This is a genomic window from Pseudoalteromonas sp. UCD-33C (assembly GCF_001306895.1).
Lineage (GTDB): Bacteria > Pseudomonadota > Gammaproteobacteria > Enterobacterales > Alteromonadaceae > Pseudoalteromonas.
In genome coordinates this window covers 1-498 of record NZ_LJTB01000048.1, presented here as the reverse complement: position 1 = coordinate 498, position 498 = coordinate 1, and the positions used below count along the sequence as shown (strand labels likewise).

1 protein-coding gene is annotated in these 498 nt (G+C 56.2%); it reads right to left on the bottom strand.

Annotation, left to right across the window (positions count from 1 at the left end):
- The coding region (locus tag AOG26_RS20400) for a hypothetical protein (protein ID WP_200907889.1) at positions 1-424 on the bottom strand (424 nt) is incomplete at its 3' end.
- Between the last annotated feature and the right edge of the window lie 74 nt (positions 425-498).

Sequence of the window (498 nt, the reverse complement as noted above, 5' to 3'; positions counted from 1 at the left end):
CGTATCGGCTTTTGACCAGGTAGGCAGCGATGGATTTATTCGCCGGGATGTAAGCCATCACATCCGCCACGCTCTCCCGTTCCCAACCTTGTGCGGTCAAGCCCGTATGCGTGAAGTCGCGATTGAGGCTGGCACTGACACTCAACGAATGACGGGGTGTCCATGCAGCCTTTATATCGATATCGGTCACGTAGCGCAGACCCATGGAGAAGTCACTGATTTCCCCTTTTGCGAAGACCCAACTGAAGGTTTGGCTTGCTGGCGTGGTGTTTTGACCGCTGGCCACCAAGCTGTATTGGTCGATTCTTTTGAGCCGATAAACCGGGCACGTTTGCAGTTTTTCCAAGGGCGTCAAGGTCGGGTCGTTCACGGTAAACCAGGGCAGTTCGCAGACATGAGTGCCTTCTGTTACCTGCTCCGGCATCGTGCGTCCTGGTGCCATTTCGCGTGGAAGTGGCGGCAGATCCTCGGAATGGAGCGCAAGGTCCAGCCGCAGGG